The 24,075-nt window shown below is 64.3% G+C and carries 23 protein-coding genes; all 23 read right to left on the reverse strand.

What is annotated here, in order from left to right; all coding sequences use genetic code 11:
• Positions 1-63: 63 nt before the first annotated feature.
• On the reverse strand, positions 64-897 hold the full coding sequence (locus ABD866_RS01155) for a competence/damage-inducible protein A (RefSeq protein ID WP_345060384.1): 834 nt from the start codon (positions 895-897) through the stop codon (positions 64-66).
• Positions 894-1,826, reverse strand: coding sequence for an EI24 domain-containing protein (locus ABD866_RS01160; protein WP_345060386.1), 933 nt, complete (start codon positions 1,824-1,826; stop codon positions 894-896). The genes ABD866_RS01155 and ABD866_RS01160 overlap by 4 nt, the downstream gene beginning before the upstream one ends.
• Before the next feature lie 47 nt (positions 1,827-1,873).
• Positions 1,874-2,857 (reverse strand): sterol desaturase family protein, encoded by a 984-nt coding sequence (locus tag ABD866_RS01165; protein ID WP_345060388.1) that lies wholly within the window; start codon positions 2,855-2,857, stop codon positions 1,874-1,876.
• A gap of 8 nt (positions 2,858-2,865) precedes the next feature.
• On the reverse strand, positions 2,866-3,666 hold the full coding sequence (locus ABD866_RS01170; protein ID WP_345060390.1) for a polysaccharide deacetylase family protein: 801 nt from the start codon (positions 3,664-3,666) through the stop codon (positions 2,866-2,868).
• 26 nt (positions 3,667-3,692) lie between these two features.
• Entirely contained in the window at positions 3,693-4,646 is a 954-nt protein-coding gene (locus tag ABD866_RS01175) for a YncE family protein (RefSeq protein WP_345060468.1), read from the reverse strand.
• 342 nt (positions 4,647-4,988) lie between these two features.
• Positions 4,989-5,747, reverse strand: coding sequence for a 16S rRNA pseudouridine(516) synthase (locus ABD866_RS01180; RefSeq protein ID WP_345060392.1), 759 nt, complete (start codon positions 5,745-5,747; stop codon positions 4,989-4,991).
• A gap of 445 nt (positions 5,748-6,192) precedes the next feature.
• Positions 6,193-7,101, reverse strand: a complete 909-nt coding sequence (gene hflC / locus ABD866_RS01185; RefSeq protein WP_345060394.1) for a protease modulator HflC — start codon at positions 7,099-7,101, stop codon at positions 6,193-6,195.
• A gap of 12 nt (positions 7,102-7,113) precedes the next feature.
• Entirely contained in the window at positions 7,114-8,487 is a 1,374-nt protein-coding gene (hflK, locus tag ABD866_RS01190) for an FtsH protease activity modulator HflK (RefSeq protein ID WP_345060396.1), read from the reverse strand.
• A 30-nt stretch (positions 8,488-8,517) separates the two neighbouring features.
• Positions 8,518-9,708, reverse strand: coding sequence for a GTPase HflX (hflX, locus tag ABD866_RS01195; protein WP_486303664.1), 1,191 nt, complete (start codon positions 9,706-9,708; stop codon positions 8,518-8,520).
• 41 nt (positions 9,709-9,749) lie between these two features.
• Positions 9,750-10,007, reverse strand: coding sequence for an RNA chaperone Hfq (gene hfq / locus ABD866_RS01200; protein WP_345060470.1), 258 nt, complete (start codon positions 10,005-10,007; stop codon positions 9,750-9,752).
• Positions 10,008-10,268: 261 nt separating this feature from the next.
• The gene (gene der / locus ABD866_RS01205; protein WP_345060400.1) at positions 10,269-11,612 is read right to left on the reverse strand and encodes a ribosome biogenesis GTPase Der; all 1,344 of its coding nucleotides are present in this window, start codon (positions 11,610-11,612) and stop codon (positions 10,269-10,271) included.
• Positions 11,613-11,619: 7 nt separating this feature from the next.
• Positions 11,620-12,729 (reverse strand): outer membrane protein assembly factor BamB, encoded by a 1,110-nt coding sequence (gene bamB, locus ABD866_RS01210; protein ID WP_345060402.1) that lies wholly within the window; start codon positions 12,727-12,729, stop codon positions 11,620-11,622.
• Between the two features lie 50 nt (positions 12,730-12,779).
• Positions 12,780-13,457 (reverse strand): YfgM family protein, encoded by a 678-nt coding sequence (locus ABD866_RS01215; protein WP_345060404.1) that lies wholly within the window; start codon positions 13,455-13,457, stop codon positions 12,780-12,782.
• An 8-nt stretch (positions 13,458-13,465) separates the two neighbouring features.
• Positions 13,466-14,734: a histidine--tRNA ligase gene (gene hisS / locus ABD866_RS01220; protein WP_345060406.1), complete on the reverse strand. Its 1,269-nt coding sequence runs from the start codon at positions 14,732-14,734 to the stop codon at positions 13,466-13,468.
• Positions 14,735-14,871: 137 nt separating this feature from the next.
• The gene (ispG, locus tag ABD866_RS01225; protein WP_345060408.1) at positions 14,872-16,143 is read right to left on the reverse strand and encodes a flavodoxin-dependent (E)-4-hydroxy-3-methylbut-2-enyl-diphosphate synthase; all 1,272 of its coding nucleotides are present in this window, start codon (positions 16,141-16,143) and stop codon (positions 14,872-14,874) included.
• A gap of 5 nt (positions 16,144-16,148) precedes the next feature.
• Positions 16,149-17,141 (reverse strand): helix-turn-helix domain-containing protein, encoded by a 993-nt coding sequence (locus ABD866_RS01230; protein WP_345060410.1) that lies wholly within the window; start codon positions 17,139-17,141, stop codon positions 16,149-16,151.
• Positions 17,134-17,934: a type IV pilus biogenesis/stability protein PilW gene (gene pilW / locus ABD866_RS01235; protein WP_345060472.1), complete on the reverse strand. Its 801-nt coding sequence runs from the start codon at positions 17,932-17,934 to the stop codon at positions 17,134-17,136. Before pilW ends, ABD866_RS01230 begins: the two co-directional genes overlap by 8 nt.
• Positions 17,935-17,984: 50 nt before the next feature.
• The gene (gene rlmN / locus ABD866_RS01240) at positions 17,985-19,106 is read right to left on the reverse strand and encodes a dual-specificity RNA methyltransferase RlmN (protein ID WP_345060412.1); all 1,122 of its coding nucleotides are present in this window, start codon (positions 19,104-19,106) and stop codon (positions 17,985-17,987) included.
• A gap of 66 nt (positions 19,107-19,172) precedes the next feature.
• Positions 19,173-19,598 (reverse strand): nucleoside-diphosphate kinase, encoded by a 426-nt coding sequence (gene ndk, locus ABD866_RS01245; protein WP_345060414.1) that lies wholly within the window; start codon positions 19,596-19,598, stop codon positions 19,173-19,175.
• Between the two features lie 120 nt (positions 19,599-19,718).
• Positions 19,719-21,212 (reverse strand): pseudouridine synthase, encoded by a 1,494-nt coding sequence (locus ABD866_RS01250; protein ID WP_345060417.1) that lies wholly within the window; start codon positions 21,210-21,212, stop codon positions 19,719-19,721.
• A 2-nt stretch (positions 21,213-21,214) separates the two neighbouring features.
• On the reverse strand, positions 21,215-21,940 hold the full coding sequence (gene scpB, locus ABD866_RS01255; RefSeq protein ID WP_345060419.1) for an SMC-Scp complex subunit ScpB: 726 nt from the start codon (positions 21,938-21,940) through the stop codon (positions 21,215-21,217).
• A 139-nt stretch (positions 21,941-22,079) separates the two neighbouring features.
• A complete protein-coding gene (locus ABD866_RS01260) occupies positions 22,080-22,997 on the reverse strand; it encodes an RluA family pseudouridine synthase (protein WP_345060421.1) in 918 nt (305 codons plus the stop codon).
• Between the two features lie 158 nt (positions 22,998-23,155).
• A complete protein-coding gene (locus ABD866_RS01265; RefSeq protein ID WP_345060423.1) occupies positions 23,156-24,070 on the reverse strand; it encodes a peptidoglycan DD-metalloendopeptidase family protein in 915 nt (304 codons plus the stop codon).
• Positions 24,071-24,075: the final 5 nt, after the last annotated feature.

The raw sequence follows: 24,075 nt of genomic DNA on the forward strand, positions 1-24,075 counted from the left end.
AAGGTGCACCTCAGCACGGGCCTGCGCACCAATAAAGTGCAACACAAGTCACCCGACCCACACTCACAAGGTTCGCACCATTTCAGGGCCAAGCGTTGCACCAAATTCGTGCAGACCTTGGCGAAGGCGCACCCAAGCCGCAGGAACCTGCTGCGCGGCTCCCTTGACGCCCAGCTCGATATGGCGCCCGTATTGTGGATGATCCACACTGGGCAAGCTGAACACTCGGATCCCTGGGTGCTCGCGTTCCACACTTTCCATGAGCGGCGTCAACGAAGCCTCCATCGCCCCCATGACGATCACCGAATGCTCGGTCTGGGGCGTGCGGTTGAAGTGCTCGGCGTAGTGCTGGTCAAGCACCCACTCGATCATGGGCCAGGCCATCACGGGAAAGCCCGGCACAAAGTACACGGCACCGCCACCGGGCTGGCTGCAACTGAAACCTGCGATCTTGTTGTAGGGATTGGGAATGATGGCAGCGCCGTCCGGGAACATGCCCATGTTGAGGCGGTGCACGTTGTCGGGCCGATCGGGTTCATAGGGCAGGCCCTGCTCGGCGGCCACATCGCGCATGCGCTCGCGGATCAAGTCGGCCGCTCCGGGGTGCAGAACAAGCGGGCGCGAAAGCGCTGCGGCCGCGCACTGGCGGGTGTGGTCGTCGGGCGTGGCGCCGATGCCGCCGCACGAAAACGTGACGGTGCCCGGCGTGGCAAACGCCCGCGACAGCATGGCCGTGATCCGCGCCGGATCGTCGCCGACGTACTCGGCTTGCGACAGCGCCAGGCCGCGGGCGCCCAGCAGTTCAATGATCTTGGTCAGGTGTTTGTCGGCACGCTTGCCGGACAGGATTTCGTCGCCCACGATGATGGCGTGGAACGCGGGGGTGACAGCGGTCATGGGGCAGGGGCTTGGTTGGAAGGCAGCGCAGGCGGTGCAGCGTCTGCAGAGGGTGTGGCGGTGGGCAAGGCCGTGCGCGCAGCACCGGCATCGTCCGCAACCACCGCTGAAGGAGCGACCACGTCGCCCGAGGGCGACTCGGCACGCAGACGCTCCAGCGCCGCCAGGCAAAAATGCGTGAACCACAGCGAGGAGAAGGCAAACACCAGTGTGTAGATCCAGATTGCAATCGGGATCAGGATGTAAAACGCCGCGAGGAACACCACGCCCGAGGCCCAGACCAGGCTGGGCGCAGCGCCCATGTAACCCGTGACCACGCCGATCAGCAGCAGGCCACCGCGGTGACGGCGGAACAGTTCGACCCGCTCCTCGCGCGAGGCGTGCTCGGCCAGCGCATCAAACGCCATCACACGGTAAGTCAGCCAGCCCCAGATCAGTGGCGGAAGGATCAGCACCAGGGGCGGCACCAGCCACAGCGGCATTGAGACCACGAGCGCAATCCCAGCCAGCAGCGTGGACCCCAGCGACCACGCGAGGCTGGCCAGCAGGGAGCCGCCCTGCTTGCGCTCCAGATGGGCGAAGCGGCGCTCCGTGACCAGCGACACCAAGGCGGGCATCATGAAGAGCGCCACGATAAGAAGCACCACCACCACCAGTACAGGTGTGACCAGCAACACCACCAGCAGAGGGGCCACCACGCCCGTCACGTCGCCAAAGCCCAGGTCTTTGAGCCAGGCCCAGAGCCGGCTGAGCCAGCTGGCGGTCTCGATCCAGGCCAACACCCACTGGACGGCGGCGTCCCAGTAAAAATAGCCCAAGCCTACGGCCAGCAGCACCATCAGGCCCAGCGGCAGCATGGACAGCCCAATGACCCGGGGATGCAGACAGTAGGCGGCGGCCCGCCAGAAAGCGTCGAGCAACAAGCGCATGGAGCCAAGCATACCCGCTTGCCCAGAATCCCCTTCGAATCTGGAGATCAGTTGCGTCCCATCAGGCGCAGTACCCCGCGCCACTGCTGCGACCAGAAACCACGGCCGTAGTCGCGCACGCGGCCGTCGACTCCAGGCTCAACCTGATCACGCACGCCGGTCGGCTCGTAGCGGCCGTCGAAAATGGCTGTGCCAAACAGCATGTCCCACCAGGGCAGCAGCACCCCGAAGTTGTGCCCGCCCAGTACCACACGGCCATTGCGCGCCGTGCTCTCGTGACCAATGCCAATGCTGTGATGCCGGCGGTGGAACCAGGGGCTGACCCACAGCCGCCCGCCCAGGCGACCGAAGTCCAGCCGCAGATTCGCATGCTGCAGGCTTTCGCTGAGTTGCGCGATGGCCACGATGGCAATGAACTGCCCTGGCGCCACGCCAATGAGCTGGGCCACGGTGACGATGATCAGGTCGCGCAGCACATCGTCAAGCAGGTGGTTGCGGTTGTCACTCCACATCGTCATCTGCTGCTGCGAGTGGTGCAGCGCGTGCAGCTTCCACCACCATTCGAACTGGTGCTGGCCGCGGTGGATCCAGTAGTCCACGAAGTCGAACACCACCAGATAAAGAAGCAGACTGACCCAGGCGATGTCGGTCACGCCGGGCCACAAATCATCCAGATGGAACGTGCCCAGTCCCGCCGCGCGCAGGCTGCCGAACAGACTGTCGAGTACCGGCCCGAGCGTGAAGAACAGCGCCACACGGAACACGCCCAGCCGGTGGATGAGGGTGTAAAGGATGTCGGTGCGCACGGCCGCGCGGTCGCGCACCGGCTCTACCGGCCACAGGCGCTGCAACGGCCCGATCAACCCGACGATGACCACCAGCTGCAGCAGGCCCACCAAGAGCCAGCCGGTGGCGGCGTAGCCGTCTTCCAGCACATGCCCGAGGCCCGCATGGAAGAGCACGGGCTGCACCACGGCCTCGAACAGCCATTGCTGGGCATCGTTGAACCAGCGTTCAGGCGACCATTCCATCGTTCACCTCATCGCGCTGGCACTGCGGCCAGCGGCTGTCCGTACACCGGGTGCTCGCGCAGTGTGCGAAAGCAGAAACCCCGCTCCTTCAGGCCCGCGATCAGCGGCTCGAGTACGGCCGGGGCCCAGGGGTCCTTACGCGACCAGATGCCCAGGTGGGCCATCAGGATGTCGCCCGCCCGGATATCGCGCAGCGCCTTGCGCAGCAGGGCGTCGTTGCTGTAGGTCTCGCTGGGCAGTTCGTCGCCCAGGAAGCCGGCCGGCGACCAGCCCACATGGCGGTAGCCGCAGGCCTCGGCCGCCCGCACCAGCTGCGGTGAGGTCTTGCCGCCCGGCGCGCGAAACAGTGGCAGCGGCGGCTGCCCGGTCAGCGCCTGCAGCCGGTCGGCGGCTTTGCGGATCTCTGCGCAGTACTCGGCTGCCGTGAGCGTGAAGCTCTGCCCCTGGCGCGGCCCGGCCGAAGGGCGCACGCGAAAGGCCAACGCATCGCCCTGCCCCAGGTCGGCCCGCCAGTAGGTGTGGTCCCAGGTGTGGGACGCAAACGCATGGCCTTCGGCCGCGCGCGCCTTCCACCAGGGCGCCCAGTGATCGCCCAGACTGCCGTCACCTTCCTGGGTGCGTTCGTGGGCGGCAAAAAAGGTCACCCGCACCTGCTGGCGCTGCAGCACCTGGGCAATCAGCGGGGCTACGCCCATGTGACCGGTGTCCAGGGTGAGGTACAATGGTTTATCGCAGGCAAAACCGGCGCTCGTGCTGACCAAACAAGCACAAGCAGCTACCAATTTAATAGCATTGAACGGGCGGGCCATGGCGGGCTCCTGCGGGGTGCGCAGCGTCAGCGCGGCGCGTGCTGCAAGGTCCATACGCCATGGGGCGACTTGCCCACCGGCACCTGACGCACCACCTTGCGCGTTTCGGTGTCGATCACGGTGAGCTTGCGCGCCCAGCGCGAGGTCACGTAGATGTAGCGGCCGTCGGCCGACACATCCATGCAATCCGGACCACCCGGTGCGGGATAGGTGGCCACCAGTGTCTGGGTTTGCATGTCGAGGCGGCCAATGGTATTGGCCACGCGGTTGCTCACATACAGATGGCGACCATCCCCGGCCGCGCGGAATGCATGGGCGCCTGCACCGGTCTTGATGCGCTTGACGGCCTTGGGCTCGCGGCCCGAGATGTCGAACACCTCCACGCTATCGCCCCCCGTCAGACCCACGAACAGCAGTTGGTCGTCGGGCCGACCGTACACGTCGGCGGGCATGGGGCCGGTCTTGATGCGCCAGCGGATGGTCTGCGTGGCAATGTCGATGCCCACCAGCTCATCACTGTCCTGCATGGTCACATAGGCCACCTGGCTGCGACTGTCCACCCAGATGTGGCTGGGCGTACGCCCCGTGGACACGCGTTTGGCGAGCGTGAGGTCCTTGCCATCCCAGCGGTAGAAATCCACATGGTTGAGCCGGTTGGCCGCCGTGATCAGCCACTTCATATCGGGCGTGAAGCGCAGATGGTACGGGTCGATGATGTCGCGGACCGTACGTTGTACCTGGGCGGTGCGCGGGTCAATGAAGGTCAGCGAATCGCCGAGTGCATTGGCGACGATCAGCGACTTCTCGTCGGGCGTGAGGTACAGATGGTGCGGCTCCTTGCCAGTAGGGATGCGGCTGGTTTCCGTCCATGTGACCGGGTCGATCACGCTGATGTTGGCCTCCAGGGAGTTGAGCACGAACAGCGGCGGGGCCGCCCAGACGGCCGCGGCACCACATGCCACCGCCACGGACGCCAGCATGCGCCCCAGACTACGAAACATCACGACACCAACAGCTTACGAACAGGCGACAAGTGTAGCCGCCGCCTACGCCACCCAAGGCCAAGGCAAGGAGCTTTCATGGCCCACATCAAAGGGCAGCACTGGCCCGCCGCCCACGCCAGGGGCTGAGGGCGTTCCGGAACATCGAGCCTCCATCCGCACCGCACAGCGCGCGACTGCACCCGCGCACACGGCCCCGCTCACCGAGGCCTGCCTGCCGTGAGCCGGCGGCCTGCGCCCGCCCCGCCATGCGGGTCACTCGTGCTTGCCCCCCAGCACACGCCGATCTCAAACAGACACTGCGCTGCCACCGGAGAACACTCAGGCGTGTGCTGCTGCGCCGGAAGCCGTCATCAGCGCCAGATCGGCCTCGGTGAGCCAGCGCCATTGCCCCGGGGCCAGGTCTGCAGGCAGGGTGTAGCCTCCGATGCGCGAGCGGTGCAGGGTTTCGACCCGGTTGTGCACGGCCGCCACCATGCGCTTGACCTGGTGGTATTTGCCTTCGGTCAGTGTGAGCTGCAGCGCGTGCGGGCCGGTCTGCACGCATGCAGCGGCCCGCACCGGCGAGGTTTCGCCGTCGAGCAGCACGCCCGCAAGCAACTGCTGCACCTGCACGTCCGTGACGGGATGCTTGGTGCCCACCTCGTACACCTTGGGCACATGCTTGCGTGGCGAAGTCATGCGGTGGATGAAAGCCCCGTCGTCGCTCAGCAGCAGCAGACCGGTCGTGTCCTGGTCAAGCCGCCCGATGGCCTGCACGCCCATCAAGCCGCCCTTGTGCGGCCGCTGGCGCAGCGGCGCGGGCAGCAGTGTGTAGATACTGGGATAGGTCGACGGCTTTTGCGAGCATTCGGTGCCCGCAGGCTTGTGCAGCACCAGGTAAGCCAAGCGCGCATACGGCCATTCGGTGCCCTGCACGCGCAGGCGCAGGCCCTCGGGCTCCACATCGTGGCTGGCCTGCTGGGTTGTCTGCCAGTCACCGCCCTGCTCTGCATACTCGACCCAGCCCTGCTGAACCAGGCCCGCGCAGATGCGGCGGGTGCCAAAGCCCTGGGAATAAAGCGCGTCCTGCAGTTCCATGCTCAGATCCAACGAGAAAAGGAGAGGCGCGACAGGCGGTCACACCCCGGGAAGATGGGTTGGGCGGTCGACGCAGAGATGTGTCACGGCCAGTCCCGCCGTGCAGCCACGCCTGCTGATCGCCTGCACGGCCATCGGAGTATGGCGTGTCAGCGTACGCAGCCGCCCAAACCCAGCTCAGACAAGGCCCTCACACCGTCCACGGCAGCGCCCGACTGCGCGCACGCAGCCGGGCGTTCACGCCGTGTAGGGCTGCCGTGCAGCAGGCTGTGCGAGGCCGCCACGACGGCCTTGAGCGCTCCCAAAACAGGAGCGGCTCGTGCTTGACTTTGTTGGGCCGCAGCCACTTTTAGCCACAACATTTGAAGGGACTCGGCCGACATCCGCAGATGTGCCACCCTAGCGGCCGCGGCCCCATGAGGGGGCCGCGGTAGGCCCCGCCGCGTTACTTCTTGGCCGCAGCGCCTGCGTTGCCTGCCGAACCGTTGCGCAGGGTCTTGAAGAACTCTGAACTCGACGGATCCAGCACCATCACGTCCGACTTCTTGTTGAACGAGGCCTTGTAGGCTTCCAGGCTGCGGTAGAACTGCGCAAACTGCGGATCGCGGCCGAAGGCTTCGGCGTAGATGCGGGCGGCTTCTGCGTCGCCTTCGCCCATGATCTTCTGCGCATCGCGGTAAGCGTTGGCAATCAGAATGTCGCGCTGGCGCTCGGCGTCGGCGCGGATCTTTTCACCCTCGGCCGCACCGGTGGAGCGCAACTCGTTGGCCACGCGCTTGCGCTCGGCTTCCATGCGGCGATACACGGATTCGGTGATGGCCTCGACGTAGTCCACGCGCGTGATGCGCACGTCCACCACGTCCACGCCCCAAGGCTTTTCGCCGCGCACGGTTTCCAGCACCTCACGGCGCACATCGGTCATCAGGTCTTCGCGCTTGACGGAGAGCAACTCCTTCACGGTGCGCTTGTTGATCTCTTCCTGGAACGCGTTGCGCACCACGCGGTTGAGCTGCACAGCGCCGGCGCGCTCGTCCAGACCCACGTTGCGGATGTAGTCCGACGGCTCGGAGATGCGCCAGCGCACATACCAGTCGATCACCACCCGCTGCTTTTCGGCCGTGAGCATGGGCTCGGTGTCGCTGCTGTCGAGCGTGAGCAGGCGCTTGTCGATGTACGACACGTTCTGGAACGGCGGCGGCAGCTTGAAGTTGAGGCCAGGCTCGGTGATGACTTCCTTGATCTGGCCCAGCGCGTACAGCACGCCGAACTGGCGCTGGTCCACCACGAACACCATGGAACTGAGCAGCGCCAGCGCCACCAGCAGGGACGAGGCAATAAATCCGATTCGATTCACGTGGGGCTCCTACTAGCGGGATTCCCGGTCACGGCTGCGACTGCTGTCGCGGCTGCGGGGGTCGGCCGACCCGGCCATGGGCGCGGGGTTGGCGGCGGGAGAGGAAGACGGGTTCACCATGGCTTCGCTGCTGCCCAAGGGCTGCGCAGCCACGCCCTGCATGATCTTGTCCAGCGGCAGATACAGCAGGTTCGAGCCCTGGCGCGACTCAACCAGCACCTTGGTCACACTGCCGTAGATCTGCTGCATGGTGTCGAGGTACATGCGGTCACGGGTCACCTGCGGAGCACGCTGGTATTCGGCCAGCACCGATGAGAAGCGCTGCGCATCGCCCTGGGCCTGCGCCACGATACGCGCCTTGTACGCGGCGGCCTCCTCACGCAGACGCGAGGCAGAACCCACGGCACGGGGGACCACGTCGTTGGCGTATGCCTCGGCTTCGTTCTTGAGGCGTTCGCGCTCCTGGCCTGCCTTGAGCACATCGTCGAACGCAGCCTGCACCTGCTCGGGCGGGCGCACGCCGCCCTGCTGCAGGTTGATGCCCACCACCTCGACGCCGACCTTGTAGCGGTCGAGGATGGTCTGCATCAGCGTACGCACGCGGGGTGCGATTTGGTCACGCTCTTCAGCCAAAGCCGTGTCCATGCGCATCTTGCCCACGACCTCGCGCACTGCCGTCTCAGCGGCCTGTACCACGGCGTCGGCCGGGTTCTTGCTCTCGAACAGCCACGCGCGTGCGTCGTTCAGGCGGTACTGCACGGCGAACTTGATTTCGACGATGTTCTCGTCTTCGGTGAGCATGGCCGACTCGCGCAGGCCCGTGCTCTTGACGATGGTGTCGCGGCCCACGTCGGCCGAGCGGATCTGCGTGACAAACACCAGTTCATGCCGCTCGATCGGGTACGGCAGACGCCAATTCAGACCGGCGCCCTTGGTTTCCTTGTACTTGCCGAACTGCGTGATCACCGCCTGCTGGCCTTCCTGAACGATGAAGATGCCGGTACCCATCCAGATCACGAAGGCAATGCCCAGAATCAGCCCCAGACCGATGCCTGCACCCTTCATGTCGGGCTGAAAGCCTCCCGCTCCCCCCTGTCGGCCACCGCCGTTGCCCCCCGGCTTGCCGAACAGGCCGGAGAGCTTGCGGTTGAGGTCGCGCCACAGTTCATCAAGATCCGGCGGCTGCCCCCCGGGCTGGGGCCCGCGGTTGCCACCACCTGGCGGCGTGGGCGGGGGCGGCGGCGCTGGTGGACGCTCGCCCTCCGGGCGGCGCTCGTCATCGCCGGCATCGGGGCCGCGGCCCCATCGGGGGTCGTTCAGGTTGAACATCCTGCGCCAGCCGGACGCAAGGCCCACTGCGCGGCGCGAAGCATGGAAGGGATTCATTCGAAACAACTCGGGTTAGATGTCCACAACTCAAGGCATTGTGCCCAAAGGATCCTCGGGCTCGTCCAATACGGGACGCCCCCCTGGGGGCATGTCGGCCCGCAACGCCACCTGTCGGGCCATTTCGGCACGCAGTTCTGCCAGGCCCAGCCCGGCCTGCGCGCTGATGAAGATGCGCGGTGTTTCCACGCCCTGCAGATCGTAGGAGTCCAGCAGGTGCGGTGGCCGCTGTGCGTCGGCCATGCGATCGAGCTTGTTGAACACCAGGATCTGCGGCACCTGATCCGCCCCGATTTCCTTGAGTACCTTCTGGACGTCGTCCATGTGCTCCGGAAAGTCGGGGTTGGAGGCGTCCACCACATGCAGCAGCAGATCCGCCTCGGCGGCTTCCTGCAGCGTGGCCTCGAACGCATCGATCAGGCTGTGCGGCAGGTCGCGGATGAAGCCCACCGTGTCGGACAGCGAAATCGCACGCCCCGCTTCGCCCAGATAGAGCTGACGCGTCGTCGGGTCCAGCGTGGCAAACAACTGGTCGGCCGCATAGGCCTTGGCCTTGACCAAGGTGTTGAACAGGGTGGACTTGCCTGCGTTGGTGTACCCCACAAGCGCCACCACGAACACGTCGTTGCGCTCGCGCTGGCGACGCTGGGTAGCTCGCTGCTTCTTGACCTTGGCCAGCCGCTCACGGGTGCGCTTGATCGACTCGGCGATCATGCGGCGGTCCAGCTCGATCTGCGTCTCGCCTGGCCCGCCGCGCGTTCCGATACCGCCGCGCTGGCGCTCCAGGTGACTCCAGCGGCGCACCAGCCTTGTGCTCAGGTACTGCAGCCGGGCCAGCTCCACCTGCAGCTTGCCTTCGTGGCTGCGCGCACGCTGCGCAAAGATTTCAAGGATGAGCAAAGTGCGATCGTTGACCGGCAGTTCGACGTGCCGCTCCAGGTTGCGCTGCTGAGCAGGGCTAAGCGCCTGGTCAAACAGCACTTCGGTCGCGCCGTGCATCAGCGCCAGCTCTCGGATTTCGTCGGCCTTGCCCGACCCCACGAACAGGGCCGCATCCGGCGCACGACGCTTGCAGACTACGCGTGCCACCGGCTCCAGACCGGCCGTCTGGGCCAGCAGACCGAGTTCTTCGAGTTCGACGTCGAAGCGTTCCTTGCCGAAATCGACGCCAACGAGCAGGGCCTTGGGTGTGCGGGCCTGCTGCGTGTCACGCAAGGAAATCGCCTCCGTCCGCCACAGGTGCGGATTGACGGGTCATACGATTAACCGGGGTTGCCGTTGCTCGCGTCGCCGTTGTCGGCCACACTGAAGTTTACGGCGCGCCCAGGGACGATGGTGGAGATGGCGTGCTTGTACACCATTTGCGTCACGGTATTGCGCAACAGCACCACGTACTGATCGAAGGACTCGATCTGCCCTTGTAGCTTGATCCCGTTCACCAGGTAAATCGAAACCGGAATGTGCTCCCGGCGCAGGGCGTTCAAAAAGGGATCCTGCAGAAGTTGGCCTTTGTTGCTCACGATATTCTCCGTGTTCAAGGTGTTGTTGTGATGGCGCACGTTACCACAGCGATCAAGCCTTTCGCAGCTTACAGCCGGAACACCCTTACGAAAAACCGCCCCAATCGGACGGCCCAATGCTCGCCTAACAACCGGCTGGCGGCAGCGCCACGCCCTATGTCGCGGATCCGGGATGCCCCCCCTGGGCAATGATCGGCAGCACCGTTTACACGAGGTGGAAGCGCCCAAGCGCCGACCGCACCACCGGGTGCGCACGAGGTCTCAGGCGTCCTGTTTGTCAGCGTAGGGATTGTGCGCGGTCTTGAACTCGATGCGCAGCGGAGTGCCCACCAGTTTGAACTCCTTGCGGAACCGCCCTTCCAGGAAGCGCTTGTACGCATCGCTGACGTGCTCCAGCGAGTTTCCGTGGATCACGATCACCGGAGGGTTCATGCCTCCCTGGTGCGCGTAGCGCATCTTGGGACGGTATCCCCCTGCTCGTTTCGGACTCTGAAACTGCACCGATTCGAGCAACACCCGCGTCAGCACCGGGGTGGGCATCTTGCAGGTGGCCGAGCGGTACGCTTCGCCGATGGCCGTCCACAGGGGCCCCAGCCCCTGCCGCTTCTTCGCCGAAATAAAGTGTAGCGGCGCAAATTTGAGGAATGCCAGTCGCGTCTCGATCGAACGCTCGAGCATCTGCCGCTGGTAGTCGTCGATCGCGTCCCACTTGTTGATGGCCAATACGACCGCACGCCCGCTCTCCAGCGCATACCCCGCAATGTGGGCATCCTGATCGGTGACGCCCTGGGTTGCATCGATCAGGAGCAAGACCACATGCGCCGACTCGATGGCCTGCAAGGTCTTGACGACAGAAAATTTTTCAATCGCCTCAAACACCTTGCCGCGACGGCGCAGCCCTGCGGTGTCGATGAGCTCGTAGCGCTGCCCTCCACGTTCAAACGGCACGGTGATGGCGTCGCGCGTGGTCCCCGGCATGTCGAAGGCGACGAGGCGCTCCTCACCCAGCCACGTGTTGATCAAGGTCGATTTGCCCGCGTTGGGGCGGCCAGCTACCGCCAGGCGGATCGCACCGGAATCCTCACCAGCGTCTTCGCTCTCCTCGCCGGCCCAGGGAACCAGGTCCAGCGCTCGGTCAACCAGCGAGCGTACGCCCTGTCCGTGAGCCGCTGAGACTGCCTGAACCTCACCCAGCGCGAGTTCGTAAAACTCTGCGAGTTGCACGCCCTCCAGCATCCCTTCCGCCTTGTTGGCGACCAGCACGGTAGGTTTGCCCAACCGCCGGAGATAGTTCGCAATGTCGTGATCCTGAGCCGACAAACCTGCTCGGGCATCCACCACGAACACCACTACGTCGGCCTCGGCAACAGCCTGCTGCGTCTGCTTGGCCATCTCGCGGTAGATGCCAGCTGAGGCATCAGGCTCAAAGCCGCCGGTATCAATCACGATGAACTCGCGCTTGCCCTGACGGCCATTCCCGTAGTGCCGGTCCCGCGTAAGCCCCGCAAAATCGGCCACGATGGCATCGCGACTCTTCGTCAACCGGTTGAACAGGGTCGATTTGCCAACGTTCGGGCGCCCCACCAGGGCAATCACAGGTTTCATGCGTCAATCACTCCGGTCGGAAGCCGAAAAGGGCCCCGGAGCGTGTCAGCACCACCAAGGTGTCGCCTGCTACAACGGGAGCGGCTGCGATGCCGGAACCATCGGTGGTCAAACGATTCAGAGGCGAGCCGTCTTCGCGAGACAGCAGATGCACCAGTCCCGACTCGTCGCCCACGACCACAGAGCGGCCGAGGACCAGCGGCGCGGTAAGCTGCCGGTGCTTGAGACGGTCTGTCGACCACACCCGAGCACCGTCGCGCCGGGCGAATGCCACCACCGCACCGTTGGCTTCGGTCGCGTACACCTTGTCCGCATCACCATCCACGCCCTGCGCGCCAGAGGCGGCCACAGCCCATACCGTGGCGGCGCGGCTCACATCCACGCAGCCCACCGCGGCCTGAAAAGCGCGCGCGCAGACCGTGGTGCCATGACGCGATGTGCGCCCCACCAGCTCCACCAGTCGCTCAACGTCGTTGGTGCCGCGGGGAACCGCCAGCGGACTGTCCCAGAGCAGGTTGCCGTTGTCGGGGTTGACAGCGAAAAGCCGTCCGCCAGCCCCGGCAAGCAGTGTGTTGCCCGAAGGCACCAACACCCCCGCCTGACGAAGTACCAACGGCTCGCCGCTGCGCTGCTGCGACCAGAGGCGGCGACCGGTGTCGGCATCGTACGCAGCCAGCGTCTTGTCAGCGGTTGCCACGAACACCCGTCCGCCTGCCACCAAAGGGCTGGTGTAGACACTACCGCTCAGACGTTGCCGCCAGAGCTCCTTGCCATCCTTGTAGGTTGCCAGCACATTGCTGCGCAGGACAACAGCCACGCGGCTGCCATCAAACCCAGCGCCTGCACTGAGCCCCTCGGCCACCGGAGCGCGCCAGACTTCTCTCCCTGTACGCGCATCCAATACGGTGACCGCGTCATCGGAGGGGATCGCCATCAATGCGCCTTGCGCCTGGATCTCAAGCGGCATCTTGCCAGGCGGATTGACACGCGCACTCCAAGCCTGCTTGACCCCCAGCAGCGGCACGTTGGCTCCCAAATCCGCTGGGGTTGGCTTGGGCGCGGACTTGCCTCCCCACAGCGCGCAGCCCGGCAAGGCTGCAGCCAACGCAGCGGCCAAGAGCCAGGCCCTCCACGAGCGCCGGCCTGTGAACGTCGTCGAAACTGAAATCACGAGCGACCTCCCGCGGCGCCGGCAGACGCCGGCTCGACGCTGACACCCAGCGCATTGAGTTTCACCTCGACGATTCGACGATACTCGACGCCCTCTTGCAGGCCAGACCACGCCTTGCGATAGGCCTCTGCCGCCTCAGCCGCCTTGCCCTGTGCAACCAGAATGTCGCCTGTGCGGTCTGCTACCACCGCATCAAACTCCGGAGGATGCTTCACCGCCAGCGCGGCAAGGGCTGCGTCGTAGTCCTTCTTGTCCATCAATAGCGCAGCGAGGCGCAGCCGGGCGATCGACTTGTAGCCTTCATCGCGGCCGGAATCGGCAAGCCACTGGAGCGTGGCCTTGGCACTGTCCAGTTGCCCAGCGTCCACCTGCTGCTTGGCCAACGACAGCGCGGCCTGCGCAGTCTGCATGGCCGAGGGGAATCGTGCCTTGAGATCGCCGAACGCCTGCTCCGCACGGCCGCCGTCGGCTTGCCGGAGTGCGGCTTCCACGGAGTCGGACAAGGCAGCGGCTTGTGTGGCCTGGCGCACCTGCCACCATTGGTAACCGTTCCAGCCCAGCACGGCACCAGACACCAGCACGACCACCGAGGTGATGAGAGTGCCCCATGTCTTCCAAAAGTGCTTGAGCTGGTCGATCTGTTCCTGCTCTTCGAGGTCCAAGTGAGTTGCCATGGGATGTATCAGGTTAGGTCTTGAGATTGTAGGGAGGACACCCAGACGGAAAGATCGGCCAACGAATGTTCGGCCTGCACACCCGCGCCGTCGCGCAGCTGCTTCACCACGACGGCATCCCGAGCCAGTTCATCGGCGCCGAAGACCAACGCTACGCGTGCTCCACTGGCATCGGCCTTCTTGAACTGCGACTTCATGCTCCCCATGCCTTCGCCACCGGCCGACGCATGCATTTGCACCCGGATGCCTCTCTGGCGCAATTGCTGCAGCACTTGCATCACACGAGGCAGCGAGTCGGCGTCGGGCACTACGGCGTACACGTCTGGTACTGGCGGCGGCGGCGTCTTCGCATGCTCCCGTACCAGTTCGAGCACCCGCTCAACGCCCAACGCCCAGCCCACCGCGGGCGCCGCCTTTCCGCCGATCTGCTCGATCAGGTAGTCGTAACGACCTCCCCCGCAGATGGTGCCTTGAGAGCCAAGACGATCGGTGACAAACTCAAACACCGTCAGGTTGTAATAGTCCATCCCCCGAACCAGTCGCGGATTCACAGTCCACTCAACACCGGCTGCGTCCAGAATGCGCTGCACCTGGTGGAAATGCGCGGCGGAACGCTCGCCCAGGTAATCCATGAGCCGAGGCGCCTGGTTCACCAACTCCTGCATGGTCGGGTTCTTGGTGTCGAGGATGCGCAGAGGATTGCTGTGCAGCCGACGGAGTGCGTCTTCGTCAAGCTGCGACGCGTGTGCCTCCAAGTAGGCGATTAGTGCTTCACGGTGGGCCTTGCGTTCGTGCGGCTCGCCCAGGCTGTTGAGTTCGAGGCGAACGCCTTCCAGGCCGAGTCGACGCCACAAAGTGTGGGCCATCAGGATCAGTTCAGCATCCACCTCGGCCCCGGCAAATCCCAAGGCCTCAGCTCCTATCTGGTGAAACTGCCTGTACCGACCGCGTTGCGGACGCTCGTGGCGGAACATCGGCCCCATGTAGTAGAGGCGCTTGCCGCCCTCGTACAGCAGCGAGTGCTCTGCGACCGCGCGAACCACCCCTGCGGTAGCCTCAGGACGCAAGGTCAGGTGCTCGCCGTTCAGCCGGTCTTCGAAGGAATACATCTCCTTCTCGACGATGTCCGTGACCTCGCCAAGTCCGCGCACGAACAAACCCGTGGGTTCGACGATCGGCGTACGGATATTCCGGTAGCCGTAGGTCGCCATCAGATCCCGCACCAAGGCTTCCAGCCACTCCCATGTGGCCGAGTCAGGCGGCAGGATGTCATTCATACCCTTCACGCCGACGAGTTTCTCAGGGCGGGAAGCGGCTTGCGAGGAGTTAGCAGACGGCACGTTAGATGATCAAAAATTGGAAAGAGGATAAAACCAATACAGGAAAGCGCGGCATTGCAACGCCGGCAACTGACTCAGTCCGGGGTCTTCGCGCTGCCGAAGCGCTGTTCTACGTAGCGTTCAACCAGCGCTTGGAATTCTTCGGCGATACGCTCCCCCCGAAGGGTCAGCGCCTTTTCGCCGTCGATGAACACAGGAGCCGCTGGGGCCTCACCGGTACCCGGGAGGCTGATGCCAATATCAGCGTGCTTGCTCTCGCCCGGGCCGTTGACGATGCACCCCATCACGGCGACCTTCATGCCCTCAACGCCCGGATAGCGTTGCCTCCAGACCGGCATCTGCATGCGCAGAAAATCGTCGATTTGCTTGGCCAACTCCTGGAATGTGGTGCTGGTCGTGCGACCGCAGCCAGGACAGGCGGTGACACTGGGCACAAACATGCGCAGCCCCATCGACTGAAGAATTTCTGCCGCGACGACCACCTCTTGCGTCCGGGCCTCACCCGGCTGAGGCGTGAGCGAAACGCGGATGGTATCGCCGATACCCTCCTGCAGCAGGATGGAGAGCGCCGTCGCCGATGCGACCGTGCCCTTGGTGCCCATGCCAGCTTCCGTCAGGCCTAGATGCAAGGCGTAGTCGCATCGCCGCGCCAGTTCGCGGTAGACGGCGACCAGATCTTGTACGCCACTGACTTTGCAAGACAGGATGACCTGATCAGGATTCATGCCCAACTGGACAGCGCGATCTGCCGAATCGACAGCCGACGTCACCAAGGCCTCGTACATGACCTGCCGCACATCCCACGGCCTAGCTCGCGCACTGTTTTCGTCCATAAGACGTGCCAGTAGTTCCTGGTCCAGGCTGCCCCAGTTGACACCGATACGCACCGGCCGATCCCAACGCATGGCCGCCTCGATCATCTGAGCGAATTGCGTGTCCTTCTTGTCGCCTTTGCCCACATTTCCCGGGTTGATGCGGTACTTCGACAAGGCCTCGGCGCACGCCGGATGGTCGGTCAACAAGCGGTGTCCGTTGTAGTGAAAATCGCCGACCAGCGGGACCACCTCTCCCATCCGGTCCAGCTGCTCACGGATATGGGGGACTGCCGCAGCGGCTTCCGGGGTGTTGACCGTGATGCGAACAAACTCTGATCCTGCGCGGGCCAGTTCCTTGACCTGGATCGCTGTCCCGATGACGTCGACCGTGTCGGTGTTTGTCATCGACTGGATACGCACCGGCGCATCTCCGCCGACGGTGACAACGTGGCCCCCCCACGATACCCGGGCCTGGCGGGAGCGACGGGGCAAGGGCTGTGCCAACGGTATCGCGGAAGCAGAAAGGTTCATGGTGATCACTTGACCTCGAATCGGGCAACGTTCTCGCGTGCCAAGCCTTCAAGACTGAACGGCTTGCCACGGACCAGCACTTCGGTTGCATCAGAACGGCCTACCACCACTGCCAGCGGTGGCGTCCCAGAGACGGAAGCCGACTCATCGGCCGCGAGGGTCTTTTGGAACACGACGTTGCCGCCCATATCCTTCACCTGAACCCAAGAAGACGCCCGGGCTCGGAACACAACCAAGCCGCTCGCGGCAACATCCGCGGAGGAAGGCGCTGCCGTGACGGCAGCCGAGCCTGCGGGCGACATGGAGACTCCCAGCGAGTGGGGGGCAGACGCCTGCACGACTGGTACCGATGCAACACTATCCGGCGCGGCAGAGGAAGGCATAGCCGAAGTCGGTGACGGCTCGGCAACGCCGGCCGCAGGAGCCACCGCCGGAGGAGGCGCCACCGTAACCGCACCCACCGAGGGCGGTTCCGTGGCCGTCACGCCCGTCGATACAGACGGCTGCAGAGACACCGGTGTTGTCGAGGCAGCCAAACGCTGCGACCATGAACTCAGATCCCCGGGCAACCACCAGATCAGTCCAGCACCCAAGAGCAAGGCAGCGATGAGCCACAGCGGCCCCCGCTGAAAAGTTCCAGGAGAGGGCAGACCTGTACCCGGCTTGACCGGTGTATTCAATCCTTGGGGCTGCTGGTTCAGGCGCGGGCTGTCCGTCTGCGGCAACAATCCCAGGACTTCGGAAGCATCCAAACGCAAAGTCCGGCAGATGCTAGACGCAAGCGCCCGCACGAATACCATGTCCGGCAGCTGGTCATGGCGGTCTGCCTCTAGCGCCTCCAGTTTGTGCACCGGCACTTTCAAGGCCATCGCCAAGGCCTCGACATGCATGCCGGCAGACTCTCGGGCCGCTCTGAGCACCTGCCCCGCTGTGCGGGCAGAGGATCCTGCCGGCGACGATGCCGGCGAGCCGAGCAGCGTATCGACCTGCTCACTCATGAAAAGCTCCCCGCTCAAAAGAGGCCAATTCGCGCGAATCTGGAAAACGTCTGCGAAGTTGCTCCGCAAGTTGCCGCATCGCCACCGTATCTCCCAACTGCCGCTCAATCTTGATGCCAAGCCACAGGGACTCCGCATTTGCAAACTCGCCATTGTTCAAGCGGCGAACATAAAACTGCGCCCGAGTAAGCTCGTTGCGACGCAGCAGAAGCGCCCCAAGGTGGTACGCCACCACCGGATTGGCTGCATCGAGTTCGTAGGCCCTGAGCAACACCTGCTCTGCCTGAGCAAACTGCTGCGCTCCGACCAAACACAGGCCCTGCGCCATCAACGTTTTGCCGCGCGCGGTGTACGCGGGGTTGGCTAGCGCCCGCACGAAAACCTGATCGGCTTCCGCATAGCGACCCTGCTGGCACAACAGCCAAGCCTGGTTGTGCAGGATATTCGCGTCGTTCGGACGCAGCGCGAGTGCCCGTCGAAAGCTCTCATCAGCCAGGCCAAGATCACCGAGCCGCATGTAGATGAGCCCGCGCATGTTGTGAGCATCGGGATACGCAGGGTCTGCGGCCAAAGACTGCTTCACCTCATCGAGCGCCACCGTCGTCTGCCCGTTCTCGAAGTAATTGGACGCAAGTTCCAGCCGAATGCGCGCCCGGCGCCTTTGCTCAGGCTCGTCCGAGGCCGTCACGATGGTCGACGCGCCGTCGGTGGCTACCGACGGACTGCTCGCGCAGCCGGACAGCAAGGCGATGGCAGCCAGCCCTACAAGAGCCGCCAGACCGGTCGACCACATGCGCACAGAAGGGAACAGGATCACGTTGGCAGTCTCCTCAGGGGAACATATCAATGGACGGGCTTGAGAGGAATCGTGCGCTGCCTGGCCATGCGGTCCACGGCATTGGTACGGTCCATGACTTCCCCTGCCAATTGGCCACAAGCGGCATCGATGTCGTCGCCACGCGTCTTCCGGACGGTGGTGACGATACCTGCATCGACAAGAATCTGCGCGAATGCCTGCACCACCCGATCAGGTGAACGATGCAGCCCTGAAGCAGGGAATGGATTGAACGGAATCAGATTGAACTTACAGCGAAAACCCGCACCTTGCCTCGAGGAAACCATGTCCACGAGTTCACGAGCATGCGCAGGACTGTCGTTGACACCATCCAGCATGCAGTACTCCAACGTAATGAAGTCACGGGGTGCATGTGCGAGGTAGCGAGTGCAAGCGTCCAGCAGTTCTGCCAGGGGGTATTTGCGGTTCAGGGGAACAAGATGGTCCCGAAGAGCATCGTTGGGGGCGTGCAAGGACACTGCCAACGCAACCGGGCAATCCTGCGCCAAGCGATCCATCATGGGCACCACACCTGACGTGGACACGGTCACCCTGCGCCGCGACAAACCATAGCCGTGATCGTCGAGCATCGCCCTGAGCGCGGGAACAAGAGCAGCATAGTTTTGCAACGGCTCCCCCATGCCCATCATCACCACGTTCGATATGACGCGCGTGTCGGTGCCGAGACGCCGACGGAGTGCATGCTCGGCATGCCACAACTGCGCCAATATCTCGGCGGTCGACAGATTGCGGCTGAAGCCTTGGTGCCCCGTAGAGCAAAACCGGCAGCCGACGGCGCATCCAGCCTGCGAGGACACACAAAGCGTCCCTCGGTCGTCCTCCGGGATGAAGACCGTTTCGACCGCGTTACCGCCACCCACATCGAACAACCATTTGACAGTCCCATCGGCTGACACGTGCTCGGAAACTACCGGCAGCGATGCCACGACTGCGCAGCCGTCGAGCTTGTCCCGCAAACTCTTGGCCAAGTCGCTCATGGCAGAAAAGTCCGCTGCGCCGCGCTGGTGAATCCAGCGGAATAGCTGCACTGCGCGGAAGCGCTTCTCGCCCAACTGCAAACAGAATGCCGCCAGCCCATCCAGATCGAAGTCGAGAAGATTGGTCTTCATGGCGGCAAAAGTCTCAAATCATGCTGGGGGGTCGATGCACGAAAGCGCTCCATCGCCCCGGGGTCATCAACGTGCGAAGACGTTCATGCCAGCGAAGAAGAAGGCCACTTCGGCTTTGGCGGTATCAGGGCCGTCAGAACCATGCACGGCGTTGGCATCGATGCTGTCAGCAAAGTCGGCACGGATGGTGCCGGCCTCTGCCTTCTTGGGATCGGTCGCGCCCATGAGTTCACGGTTCTTGAGAATGGCATTCTCGCCTTCGAGCACCTGGATCATGACGGGGCCGGACACCATGAAGTCCACGAGGTCCTTGAAGAAGGGGCGCTCTTTGTGCACGGCATAGAACTGCTCGGCCTCTTGGCGCGACAAATGGGCCATGCGGGCGGCGACAACCTTCAAACCAGCCGCTTCGAAGCGGGCATAAATCTGACCGATCACGTTTTTGGCAACGGCGTCGGGCTTGATGATGGAGAGAGTGCGTTCGATGGCCATAGTGTTTTCCTGGTTAGCAAAGAAAGGGGCAGCAGACAAGCGCCTGCCAAGACAAAGCCCGTGATTCTAACGGGCTGCAAAAGGGTCTAGCGGCCGGAAGGCCCGGCCTCAGCAAGGGACTCAACGACCAGGGCCACGACGCCCGTTGCGCTTCTGGGCTTGACGCCGGTCTTGCCGCTGACGTGCCAAGCTGTCATGACCGATGTATCCAACCGAAGTCTTCATCGGATCTGGTTGGGACGAGGCACCACGCCCTCCCCCCCCCTTACCTGCCGCCTTGCTGCCATCGCGACCACCACGGGAGCCAGAAGGTCTGCCGTCGCGCTGCGACCGGCCGCTGCCTGCGCGGCGCCCCTCTGCTGCAGGGCCGCCGCCTTGCCGACTACCCTCTGGCTTGCCTGGCATCACTCCAGCAGCCTGCATGAGCCGCCGGATGTCGACATCGTCCAATTCGATCCATGCGCCACGCCGCAGCCCCCGGGGCAGCAGCATGGCTCCGTAGCGGATACGAATGAGACGGCTGACGGCATGGCCGACCGACTCAAACATGCGACGCACCTCACGATTGCGCCCCTCTGATATGGTCACACGGTACCAGCAGTTGGACCCTTCGCCTCCACCCTCCTCAATAGACCCGAAAGCGGCCATACCGTCATCCAGGCGGACACCTTCCAGCAAGCGCTGTTTTTCCTCGTTGCTCAGAGCCCCGAGCACGCGCACCGCATACTCGCGCTCCAGCCCAAACCGCGGATGCATTAGCTTGTTGGCCAGTTCACCCGAACTGGTGAACAGCAGCAAGCCCTCGGTGTTCAAATCAAGGCGGCCGACAGACTGCCACTTGCCATGCGCAAGCTTCGGCAGCTTTCGAAACACGGTCGGCCGATTCTGCGGATCGTCATGCGTGACGACCTCACCCACCGGCTTGTGGTAGGCCAACACGCGAGCCGGCGGCGGATCGATTCGGTAGCGAATGGGCTTGCCATTGACCTTGATCTGATCGCCATACTGGATGCGCTGGCCGATGTGGGCAGGCTCGTTGTTCACCGAGATCCGCCCTTCAAGAATCAGCTGTTCCATCTCAAGACGAGATCCCAGACCGGCCTGCGCCAACACCTTGTGCAGCTTGGGCGTCTCGACCTGGGGCTGCAGCACCCGCTTGGATGGGACGGACTCGGCATCAGGATCCTCATTGTCGAAGCGACCCGACACCACATCCTCAAACCGGTACCCTTCGGGCGAGGCGCCCACTTCAGCAGGCACTCGCCCGGGTTTGCCTGGTCTCTGGCCTGCGCCATCGGACCGCGGCGCGCGCTCTGGGGCGGCAGGAGCAGGGTCCGCTGTATTCAACGGCCCAGCGGCCTCCTCGCGCGGGGCTTCAACACCCGACGCTGCGGATACCTCTGGTGCCAGTGCGGCCTTGGGAACGGCAGTGCGCCGACGCGCCGCCTTCTTTTCGGCGGGCATCGCTTGCACCTCTACCGCCTCTGCAGAGCCCTGCCCCAGCACGCCAGAGGATACTTCTGATCGACGACGAGGAGTCCTCGTCGGCTTGACGGATGCCGCCTCTTCGAGCTTGTCCGGATTCGCACGAGCGCCGGGTGTGTCCTGATTCATGTTCATACCTCTTGCCCCGGATCAGGGGGGATCTCGCCAGTCAGGGGCGATGGCATAAAGCCCGCTTGAGCGAGCGTGTCGGGTAGCGGAGAAGCCTCCGCCGGGAAAAAATCGGCCGTCGTATCCGACGGCGGTGGATGACTCTCACCCTGCGCCATCGGCTCTACGTCCGGGGCAAACTGGGCCGCCATGGCATCCACTACCTGGGCATGGGCCCCTGGGTCCTGCAAAGCTGGCAACTGGTCGAGCGATAACAGTCCAAGATCGTCGAGGAACTGCCGAGTCGTGGCCAGAAGTGCTGGGCGACCCACCGTCTCCCGATGACCAATCACCTCTACCCAGCCGCGATCTTCAAGCTGCTTGATGATCAGGCTGTTGACCGTTACACCCCGGATGTCTTCAATGTCTCCACGCGTGACCGGCTGGCGGTAGGCGATGATGGCAAGCGTCTCCAAGGTCGCCCGCGAGTACTTCTGCGGCTTCTCGGGGTGCAGTCGATCCAGATACCCGCGCATCTCGGGGCGGCTCTGAAAGCGCCAGCCCGATGCCACCTGAACCAACTCGACGCCCCGCTGAGCCCATTCCAGCTGGAGTTCCAGCAACAAGGACTTGAGCGTATCAGCCCCCAGCATGTCCGCAAACAGCGTGCGCAAGTCACGCACCGTCAAAGGTTGCGGTGCGCAGATCAGGGCCGTTTCGAGGACCCGTTTGGCTTCCACCGAATTCATGGTTCAGCTGTCCCGTCGGGAGCGTGGGGCCGACGGGCGGGCCGTCGGGCATCTGAGCGGCAGGTGGAGTGACTGGGCCGAGGCACCTGCGCAGCGGGCCCGCTTGCCGGTGCAAGCAGGGCAGTACGGTAGCGTGGAACTACAGCGCCGAATTGTAGCTCAGGCCCCACGCCTGGACTGCAGCTCCGATATCTGACGCCGGAAGCGACTGCCATTGCATCCACTCTCCCGTGATCGGGTGGCAAAGGCGCAATCGGTAGGCATGCAGAGCCTGACGCTTGAGCGCTGGCACTACCGTCCCACCGTACAACACGTCGGCCACCAAGGGGTGCCCCAGTGCCGCCATGTGCACACGGATCTGGTGCGTGCGGCCGGTATGCAGGGTGCACCGGACCACACAGCCCTCCGCCGACGAAGACAAACACTCCACGTCGGTGCGCGCCTCCTTGCCCGCGTGCTGGGCCAGATCCACCACCGCCATGCGCAAGCGGGTGCGCGGGTCTCGCCCGACAGGCAAAGCCACCGTGCGCGGCGTGGCGCCGATCCAGGGATTATGGACAAGCGCCAAGTACTGGCGAGAAACCTCGCGGGCTGCGATTTGGCGCACCAGCGCGTCCATCGCCTGCCGGGTGCGGGCCACCACCATCAAACCGCTCGTGTCCATGTCGAGACGGTGCACGATGCCGGCCCGCGGCAACTCAGACGCCTTCGGGTCCCTGGCAAGCAATCCATTGAGCAACGTGCCGCTCCAGTGGCCCGGCGCCGGATGGACCACCAGCCCGGCAGGCTTGTCCACCACCAGCAGGTGCTCGTCCTCGTAGAGCACACACAGTGGCATGGGCTCGGGCCGGAAGGCCTGGCTTTGTGCGGTTGGGCGAAGCTCGACCTCCACCAGATCCCCCGTGCGCACGCGCGCAGCTGGCTTGGACGCGGTTCGCCCTTGCAGGCGGACCATGCCCTGTGCCAACAATTGCTGCAGGTAGCTGCGGGAAAACTCCGGAACGGCTTCGACGAGTGCCTTATCGAGCCTCAGCTGGTCCTGACTTGGCGAGATCACGCAACGGCGGGTCTCCCAAGGGTCTTGGCCTGGCTCGTCATGTTCCTCTGCGCCGACACCCTCGGGCTCGGTACGGAAGGAGCCGGTGGCTTGGCCTGCTCCATCACCCGGACCAGCAGCAGATGCGGCCGGGGCAGGCAGCCCTGAAGTTACAGGACTCACCGGGCGGGCAGGTAGCGCGCCGGGTCTACGGGCTTCCCGTTGCGACGGATCTCGAAATGAAGCTTCACGCGGTCGGCATCGGTGTTGCCCATCTCCGCAATCTTCTGCCCCTTGCGCACCGACTGGTCTTCCTTGACCAGCAGCGTCTGGTTGTGAGCGTAGGCTGTCAGATAGGTGTTGTTGTGCTTGAGGATTACCAGATTGCCGTAGCCGCGCAGGCCGGCCCCTGCGTACACCACACGCCCATCGGCAGCAGCCAGCACTGGATCGCCGGCCTTGCCTGCAATGTCCAGCCCCTTGTTGCGCGCCTCGTCAAAGCTCCCTACCAGACTGCCGGAGGCAGGCCAGATGAAAGCTGTGTCATCGTCTCCCGCCGCTGCAGCGGGCACGGGAGTGGGCGCCGGCGCGGGCACCGACGCAGCCGTTGCGGCCGGAGCCGACGACGCTGTACGAGGCGCACTGGCGGTGCTGGCTGCGGGCAGCGGCGTGGATGCCGGCCCAACCGCCTGCGGCACCACGGGCCGCGTGACCACGCCGGTGTCGGCCGCCACCACAGCACCCGGAGGCACCACGCGCAGCACCTGACCGACCTCAATCAGATTGGGATTGTCCAGATTGTTCCAGCGGGCAATGTCTTTCCAGCTTTGGCCGGTCTCCAGACCGATCCGGATGAGCGTGTCACCGGGCTTGACCGTGTAGAAGCCGGGCTTGCCCATGTTTTCGGCCCCCGGCGGAGGTTTGACCGGCATCACCACCGCCGATGTCCCCGATGACGAGGCCGCCGATGCGCCAGCTGCAGAGGTCCCGCGGTCCTCCACAGGAGCCTTGTTGAGGCTGGTGCCGCAGCCAGCAAGCATTGCGCCCGCCACCGCCACCGACATCGCACCCACAAGACCACGCAAACGATTCATAGACT

It is taken from the genome of Acidovorax lacteus, assembly GCF_039540375.1.
GTDB classification, from domain to species: domain Bacteria; phylum Pseudomonadota; class Gammaproteobacteria; order Burkholderiales; family Burkholderiaceae_C; genus Acidovorax_G; species Acidovorax_G lacteus.

What these genes read in the sequence shown, in the direction of transcription:
- ABD866_RS01155 (WP_345060384.1), bottom strand. Translation starts at nt 897, where the DNA reads ATGACCGCTGTCACCCCCGCGTTCCACGCCATCATCGTGGGCGACGAA.
- ABD866_RS01160 (WP_345060386.1), bottom strand. Translation starts at nt 1,826, where the DNA reads ATGCGCTTGTTGCTCGACGCTTTCTGGCGGGCCGCCGCCTACTGTCTG.
- ABD866_RS01165 (WP_345060388.1), bottom strand. Translation starts at nt 2,857, where the DNA reads ATGGAATGGTCGCCTGAACGCTGGTTCAACGATGCCCAGCAATGGCTG.
- ABD866_RS01170 (WP_345060390.1), bottom strand. Translation starts at nt 3,666, where the DNA reads ATGGCCCGCCCGTTCAATGCTATTAAATTGGTAGCTGCTTGTGCTTGT.
- ABD866_RS01175 (WP_345060468.1), bottom strand. Translation starts at nt 4,646, where the DNA reads ATGCTGGCGTCCGTGGCGGTGGCATGTGGTGCCGCGGCCGTCTGGGCG.
- ABD866_RS01180 (WP_345060392.1), bottom strand. Translation starts at nt 5,747, where the DNA reads ATGGAACTGCAGGACGCGCTTTATTCCCAGGGCTTTGGCACCCGCCGC.
- hflK (WP_345060396.1), bottom strand. Translation starts at nt 8,487, where the DNA reads ATGAATCCCTTCCATGCTTCGCGCCGCGCAGTGGGCCTTGCGTCCGGC.
- der (WP_345060400.1), bottom strand. Translation starts at nt 11,612, where the DNA reads ATGAAACCTGTGATTGCCCTGGTGGGGCGCCCGAACGTTGGCAAATCG.
- ABD866_RS01215 (WP_345060404.1), bottom strand. Translation starts at nt 13,457, where the DNA reads ATGGCAACTCACTTGGACCTCGAAGAGCAGGAACAGATCGACCAGCTC.
- hisS (WP_345060406.1), bottom strand. Translation starts at nt 14,734, where the DNA reads ATGAATGACATCCTGCCGCCTGACTCGGCCACATGGGAGTGGCTGGAA.
- ispG (WP_345060408.1), bottom strand. Translation starts at nt 16,143, where the DNA reads ATGAACCTTTCTGCTTCCGCGATACCGTTGGCACAGCCCTTGCCCCGT.
- ABD866_RS01230 (WP_345060410.1), bottom strand. Translation starts at nt 17,141, where the DNA reads ATGAGTGAGCAGGTCGATACGCTGCTCGGCTCGCCGGCATCGTCGCCG.
- pilW (WP_345060472.1), bottom strand. Translation starts at nt 17,934, where the DNA reads ATGTGGTCGACCGGTCTGGCGGCTCTTGTAGGGCTGGCTGCCATCGCC.
- rlmN (WP_345060412.1), bottom strand. Translation starts at nt 19,106, where the DNA reads ATGAAGACCAATCTTCTCGACTTCGATCTGGATGGGCTGGCGGCATTC.
- ndk (WP_345060414.1), bottom strand. Translation starts at nt 19,598, where the DNA reads ATGGCCATCGAACGCACTCTCTCCATCATCAAGCCCGACGCCGTTGCC.
- ABD866_RS01250 (WP_345060417.1), bottom strand. Translation starts at nt 21,212, where the DNA reads ATGAATCAGGACACACCCGGCGCTCGTGCGAATCCGGACAAGCTCGAA.
- scpB (WP_345060419.1), bottom strand. Translation starts at nt 21,940, where the DNA reads ATGAATTCGGTGGAAGCCAAACGGGTCCTCGAAACGGCCCTGATCTGC.
- ABD866_RS01265 (WP_345060423.1), bottom strand. Translation starts at nt 24,070, where the DNA reads ATGAATCGTTTGCGTGGTCTTGTGGGTGCGATGTCGGTGGCGGTGGCG.